Below are 7,034 nucleotides of genomic sequence, written 5' to 3' on the forward strand. Positions count from 1 at the left end.
GTGACACCGTCCGCCGACGAGATCCTCGTCGGCGCAAGGAGAGCACTATTCGCGAAATTCTGAGTACGTCGCGCGCAGCGCCTTCTTGTCGATCTTCCCGACGCTCGTACGCGGCAGTGCGTCGACATACAGCACTGTCTCTGGCAGTTGCCATTTCGCGAACCGGTCTGCCAACAGCCCGTGGACTTCCTTGATAGGCAGAGACGATCGGTCAGCGGTCACGACGAGCGCGACAGGACGCTCCTGCCACTTCGGATGTGGGACACCGATCACCGCCGCCTCGACGACTGCAGGATGCCCGACGATGGCATTCTCCATGTCGATCGAGGAGATCCACTCACCACCGCTCTTGATGACATCCTTCAGGCGGTCCGTCAGTTTGATGTAGCCGTCCGGAGAGATGGTCCCAACGTCTCCGCTGCGCCAGTATCCATCGAGGAACCGCTCGGTGTCGTCGTCCAAGTCGCGGTAGCTCTCGGCGATCCACGGGCCGCGCAGTAGAATCTCGCCCTGCGCGACGCCGTCGTGGGGTAGGTCCCGCCCCTCCGCGTCGACGATGCGAACGTCGATTCCGTTGAGCGGAAGACCCTGGCTTCTCTTCATGTCCCACTTCTCGCCGGGCGTGAGCTTCCTCTGCAGCGACCGCTTCAGCCCAATGTTCACCGCGGCGGTCGGACCTGTCTCGGTGGCACCGTACGCATGAATGATGTCGGCACCGGTGAGTTCAAAGAAGTCACGCATGAGCGACAGGGCCGGCTCTGTAGATCCAGAAAGCAGGCGAGCTCGACCGAAGTCGGGGCGGGAATCAAGCGATTTGATGTAGTCGAGCATCGGCTGGAAGATGACCGGGGCGCCGTTAACCACCGTCACATCCTCAGTGATCATTGCATCCACCAGAGTCGACGTATCCTCTGCGCGATACTGACCCGGCAAGACGATCTTCGTGGCCGAATACACAGCAGATTGAGGCAGCCCCCACGCCTGAGCGTGGAACATCGGGGTGACGATCATCGCGGCGTCATCGCCGCACATCCGCAAGTTCGCCGCCTGCGCCATTGTGTGCAAGTAGATCCCTCGGTGCGAGTAGTAGACACCCTTGGGGTTACCGGTAGTTCCGGTGGTGTAGCACGCACTGTAGGTGGACGTCTCGTCGATCACCGGCCAGTCGTAGACCGGCTCCGCGCGAGCCAGCAGATCCTCGAAGTGACGCACCCGTGGCAGCGACGTCTTGATCTCGGTGAGCGGTTTGTCTGTCATGACAACCCACTCACGAACCGAACTCGACTGGGTAGCCAACGCCTCAGCGACCGGAAGGAGCGTCTCGTCAACAAGCACCACAGAGGCGCCGCTGTGGTCAGTCACATAGCTCAGATCCTCCTGGGCCAGACGGAGGTTCATCTGCAGCATCACCGCACCGATGCCTGGAATCGACCAGTACGACTCGAAGTGACGACGACTGTTCCAGTCAAGGATGCCTACCACATCACCGGCTTCGACGCCGAGCGACCGGAGCAGGTTCGCACCCCTCTGCACGCGTGTGTAGCAATCGGCATAGGTGTACCGCCCCCACGACCCATCCCGGTTACGGAAGACGATCTCTTGCTCGGGGTACGTGCGTGCCGCGTGGCGGATCAACGATGTGGTGTTCAACTGGTACGAGTCGCCATGGCCCGAGGGCATTCCTTTGACGATGTCAGACATAGATTTGCTTCCTTCAAGTGAAAGGTGAGGCCCGCCGCGTGGCGGAATACGGTGACCGGAAGCGATCAGCGAGACGACGCGTCGCCAGGAGCCTCGCGCTGATCGAAGACCTCGTCCAGCCAGTCGCAGACTTCCTGCGCCAAGCGTGTCGGGTTGTTCACCTGGCAATGGGCGTCAGCACCCGTCGACGCATCGAGCTCGATTAGTGTCTTTTCCTCTACAGAGAGCCTCTGGTGCCAGGTTCTGGCCTGCTCCAAGAACGCCGGACCCTCACCGGTCCCCGCGATCGACAGATAACGACACTGAACCGGAGCCGGATCGGCCTGGAAGGTGGCGATCAGATCTGCGAACTCACCCGGCGTGGACGTACCCGATCGCCACAAGTACATGCGGAAGGTGTCACGCATCGCTCCGGCTGACGCGAGCTGCTCGATTGCCTCTCTCGGCAGAATACCCCCACCGTCATAGATCGGTGTGCTGGCGATACACGCCGCCAACCGCCGTTCTGTCATCACGGCCCGGCTGACCAGGTAGCCGCCGGCGCTCATCCCCATAATCGCCAACCGCGCCGGATCTTGGCCACGAGTCTCAATCAGATAGTCGATGACCGCCCCGATCGGAACTGCGGCATCGCTCATCAGATGCAGACCCCGATTGGGTGTGCTGCCTTGTCCCGGCAAGTCGACGATTACCGCGGTGTAACCACGTCGCCAGGCATTCAGACCGATCAGGTGATACATCTCTTCTTTACACGAGTCGAGACCGCCGATGAAGATCACGGTTGGCGCCTGCGGACCTCTATCCAGGAACAATCCGGGCAGGGTTGACTCTCCGAAAGGTATGTCGAGTGAGGTGAGTGCAGGATCAGTGATAGACGTCGATTTGGAAAACGCACTCTCATACTTGTCAATCAGAGCGTCGAATGCTTCCGTATTTCCCGAGAACTGCCAGGCTTGCCGATAGCAGTAATAGGCCTTCATCAGCAGTTCCCCGGCGCTTCTACGTCGACCACGGGCCGCCCATTCCATAGCCAATCGGTACTGCGCATCGCCGTACCGTTCAAACTCCGTCACCCAAGAAGCGCCGCTTCCATCCTCAATATTCGAAGCGATGTAGTGTAGCTCTCCCGCATCGAGCCCACCGGTCTTCGCGGCACCAAGCGCGTACTGGAAAGCGAAATCCATTTCTCGATCTTGAAACCGGTAGACAATATCGCTGCTGCTTCGTTGCATAGGTTCTACGCTCATGAATCAATTGTACGATCCAGTCTATTAGTTCTGTGAGGACGCAACGCGCAATCAAGGGGTCAGTTCGCGCGAGGGCAGTATTTTTCCGGCTCTTCGGATGTGAGAGTGCGTAGCTGGTGATCGTCGGCGGGAGCAGTGACCACAACATGTAGGCGGGTCCTGTGGTGCGAGAATGGAAGTTCTCACACAAACCCTCTCGAACGCACAGGACCCATGCACCAGCCTACTTCTGATGTTGCTGACACGATCTGCCGGACGGTCGAGCTCGGCGTCACGATCACCGACGCCGCCGTCGACTCGGCCGACCGCACCCACATCTGGTGCCGGGTTCTCGATCCTGATCAACACTGTCCGGCCTGCGGAATCGCCGGCCGCCTGCGTGATCACACCGAACGTGTCGTCACCGACATCCCCGCGGCCGGGCATCCGGTCCTGCTGCGTATCGCAGTCCCCCGATTCGTGTGCGAGACCGTGGACTGTGCGAGGTCGATCTTCCGTGCCGACATCACCGGCATCGTCGAGCCTCGAGCCGTGATGACCAGCAGGTGTGCCCGTTGGATCGTGCAACGCATCGTGGTCGACAAGATGAGCGTCGCGGCAGTCGCCGCCAACCTCGGGATCGCGTGGAAGGTCGTCAACCTGGCCGCCCTGTCCGCGGCACGCGCCCTGGTCTACACCGGCGCCCACCTCGACGGCGTCCGGCACCTGGGCGTCGATGAGCACAAGTGGAAACACGTCCGTGGGCACGGCGAGTCGAGTTGGGTCACCGTCCTGATCGACCTCACACCCGTGGTCGACGGGACCGGCCCGGCCCGGCTGCTCGACATGATCGCCGGCCGCTCCAAACAAGTGTTGAAAACGTGGCTCGACGGTCGTGACCAGGTGTTTCGTGATCGGGTGAAGGTCGTGGCGATGGACGGGTTCACTGGCTACAAGACTGCGACCGCCGAAGAGTTGCCGGCGGCGCGGATCGTGATGGACCCGTTCCACGTCGTGGCGTTGGCCGGGGACAAGCTCGATCGGTGCCGCACCCGGGTCCAGCAGGCCACGTGCGGGCATCGCGGCCGCACCGGTGATCCGCTGTACAAGATTCGGCGGATTCTGCGGACCCGCCCCGCGTTGTTGACTGACAAGCAGAAGATCACCTTGTTCGAGGCGTTGACCAGCCACGATGAGCACGCCGTCGTCGAGGTCACCTATCAGGTGTATCTGCAGGTGATCGCCGCCTACGAACATCCGCGACGGAGGGAGGGCAAGAAGTTGATGTTCAAGTTGCTCAAACGCATCCAGAAGGGTCTGCCCGACGGATTAGAGGAACTCGCCCAGCTCGGACGCACCTTGTGGTCACGCCGCGCCGAGATCCTCGCCTATTTCGACGTCGGCGTCTCCAACGGGCCCGTTGAAGCCGTCAACGGGCGCCTGGAACACCTGCGCGGGATCGCGCAAGGCTTCCGGAACCTCGACCACTACATATTTCGGTCCCTGCTGCACTCCGGTCAGCTCGCCGACCGCATCAACGCACTCTGAAATACGAAGAGCCGATTTTGATCTGGTCGTTGGTGAAGGTGTCAGTCAAGCAGAGGGACCCCGCGACGATACTCGTCTGGGCTACAGCCATTCTGTCGGCGAAAGGCACGACGGAAGGATCGGGCATCTGAAAAGCCCACCCGGTACGCGATCGCTGATACAGGAAGGCTGCTACTGCGCAGGAGCTCAATTGCCAGCCCGTCACGGGCCGACGCAAGCTCTGCTCGCCAGCTTGTCCCCGCTAGGTGTAGATACTCCTGCAGGCTGCGAGGGCTCACAGTCAAGTCCCGCGCGGCCACTTCGAGTGTCATGTTGCGATCGGCCAGCCCTGCTGCCAGGTACGCGCGCACCTTTGCCGGCCACCCCGGCGAAGCGGGTCGTCGACTGTCTGCATGGCGCTGCAGCACCGCCGCCAGCAGGGGGTCGGCCCCAAGCAACGGTAGGCGAAGATCATCCCAGCTCAATGACAAGGTTGCCGCCGGACAGCCGTACTCGATGGACTTCACTCCAAGGGCCTCGAGCAGATCACGATGAGTTGCTGATGCCAGCTGCGACAGTTCGATGCGAGCAGAGCGCAGGTCGCGACCGGTTGCGTGGCGAGCCATTGTCAATTGCCAACTCACCACGAAGAGTTCCGCGTGTGTGTAGTCCACCTCGCCAGGCATGGTGCGGATCATCGCTGCACGTCGATCGGAGCTGTTCTTCTGGTACTCGTACGCTCCGTAATCGGCCGCAACGATGTTGTACTTGGCTACCGTTTCGAGCGCATTATCGAGGTTGCCGGATGTGAGAAACAAGTAGTCAAGTATACCGAGTCGCCCAGGCTGGTAGTCGCGGCCAATTCGGGCCCCAAAAATACTGTCGCCAAATGTAACCGCAGTTCGATTCAGTAGATGTATTACTGGGTCTGACTGTAACCGTTCGCCGGGATCCTGTATTTTTGCCAGGTCGAGCCCCAGTTCCTGCGCCAGAGAACCGCCGTCTACCCCGGCTTCTCCCAGCATGTCTAGGAGAAGCCGGGGCGCGCTGGCCGAGACTGTCCCCACCACACCAATAGTACTCGAAGATCGAGAATCAGTATTCGACTCGGGCAGTAGATCGGTCATCAAACTAATTCACCGAGATTTCCCCAGTGGAGTATCGTGATCGTACAACCCCGACAACCGCACCGATCACCAGGATCAACGGCATCGCCGAGATTAACTTAGAATCACTGCCCGTCACCTCCTCATACTTGACGATGAGCAGAGCCATGACGAATGCGAATCCCACCGCGGATACCACTGGAAATATCCGGGTTTCAATAACCCCTCCGGTAACAGAGCCCTTCAATGATGCTACCAAGACGCTCACCGAGCAGGCGCCCATCAATATTACGATAGTCAGCGCTGTAACCCCAGAGACGATCGGAAAGAGACTACTGATAGGGTCAGATTCGAGCACGATGAACGGGATGAGAATCGAGACAGAGGTGCCGATCTGTACGGCACTCGCAACATTTGGCGTTCCAAAACCCTCGTGCGTCTTGGCCATCGATGCAGGCAGAATTCCCGCACGGCCGAGCGCAAACCCGTACCTTGCAGCCATGTTGTGAATCGCGACTGCGGCAGCGAAGAAGCTGATTGCTACTGTCGCCCCGATCACCTTGGCTGCCGCCGCGCCAAGGTACTGATTGGCTGCGCTGATCAGCAGGCCGGCGGGGTCTGCGGCGGCGGCGGCCTGGACATCGTCGAACGCGGCGACGAGCGTCCAGGTGGAGATCAAGAACACCACCAGGAGCACACCCAGAGCGATGAAGGTCGCTCGCTTGATCTTCCGCTCGGGGGCACTGCACTCCTCGCCATACGCGGCGGCCGCTTCGTAGCCGCCGAACGACAAGAAGATGAAGACGATGGTCAAAGACAGTCCCGGCCCGAACATCGCAGTCGGTTCGAATCCTTCGAGCGTGAAAGCACTCGGACGATCGAGTAGAACTTTGACTGCGAGCGCTCCGAGGAGGGCAAACTGAATGAGGGACACGACCAAAGTCAGCTTGCTGGCGATCGCGATGCCGATGTAGCTGACCGCCATCATCACCACAAATGCAACACCGGAGTAAACGGGCCACGGAAGCTCAACACCGGTGTAGGCCTGCACAGCAATATCGCCGAAGTAGCCCGCCGCTGCCGCCATTGCGGCGGCCGCGAGGTTGTAGGATATAAACGCTATGGTCGCCGCGGCCGAACCGGCCTTCAGGCCCAGTCCGTGGCCGATATAGGCGAAGTAAGCACCCGCACTGACGACGGTCCGGGCAAGGACCGAGTAGCCTACGGTGAAAACCGCGAGTAGCAGTCCTACCACCAGAAACCAGCCTAAAGTCCCGATCCCGACACCGAAGCCGAGGCTGAGTGACAGGTTCGACGCCATGGCCGTCAGTGGCGCGGCGAATGCCACCACCATGAAGACCATCCCAGAGACGCCGATTGCATTGCGCTGGAGACGGCCCGTCGGTTGCTGAGAAGCAGACTCGGTATTGGCGACCTCAGCCATGGGTTGCCCCGCGTCCAGGAGCCGCTGTGG

5 protein-coding genes are annotated in these 7,034 nt (G+C 60.5%); 1 reads left to right on the forward strand and 4 read right to left on the reverse strand.

Annotated elements, in window-relative coordinates; all coding sequences use genetic code 11:
- Positions 1-45: 45 nt before the first annotated feature.
- A complete protein-coding gene (locus BKA16_RS23605; RefSeq protein WP_183373416.1) occupies positions 46-1,701 on the reverse strand; it encodes a long-chain-fatty-acid--CoA ligase in 1,656 nt (551 codons plus the stop codon).
- Between the two features lie 65 nt (positions 1,702-1,766).
- On the reverse strand, positions 1,767-2,948 hold the full coding sequence (locus BKA16_RS23610; RefSeq protein WP_183373417.1) for an alpha/beta hydrolase family protein: 1,182 nt from the start codon (positions 2,946-2,948) through the stop codon (positions 1,767-1,769).
- A gap of 213 nt (positions 2,949-3,161) precedes the next feature.
- Between BKA16_RS23610 and BKA16_RS23615 the strand changes: the two genes are divergently transcribed.
- The gene (locus BKA16_RS23615; protein ID WP_183373294.1) at positions 3,162-4,475 is read left to right on the forward strand and encodes an ISL3 family transposase; all 1,314 of its coding nucleotides are present in this window, start codon (positions 3,162-3,164) and stop codon (positions 4,473-4,475) included.
- Positions 4,476-4,516: 41 nt separating this feature from the next.
- Here BKA16_RS23615 and BKA16_RS23620 read toward each other — a convergent pair whose 3' ends face one another.
- Both BKA16_RS23620 and BKA16_RS23625 read right to left on the reverse strand, forming a co-directional pair.
- The gene (locus BKA16_RS23620; RefSeq protein ID WP_183373418.1) at positions 4,517-5,479 is read right to left on the reverse strand and encodes an AraC family transcriptional regulator; all 963 of its coding nucleotides are present in this window, start codon (positions 5,477-5,479) and stop codon (positions 4,517-4,519) included.
- A gap of 106 nt (positions 5,480-5,585) precedes the next feature.
- A partial coding sequence (locus BKA16_RS23625; protein WP_221247672.1) for an APC family permease occupies positions 5,586-7,034 on the reverse strand: 1,449 nt, incomplete at its 5' end.

Source organism: Gordonia humi (genome assembly GCF_014197435.1).
In the GTDB taxonomy this organism is placed as follows: domain Bacteria; phylum Actinomycetota; class Actinomycetes; order Mycobacteriales; family Mycobacteriaceae; genus Gordonia; species Gordonia humi.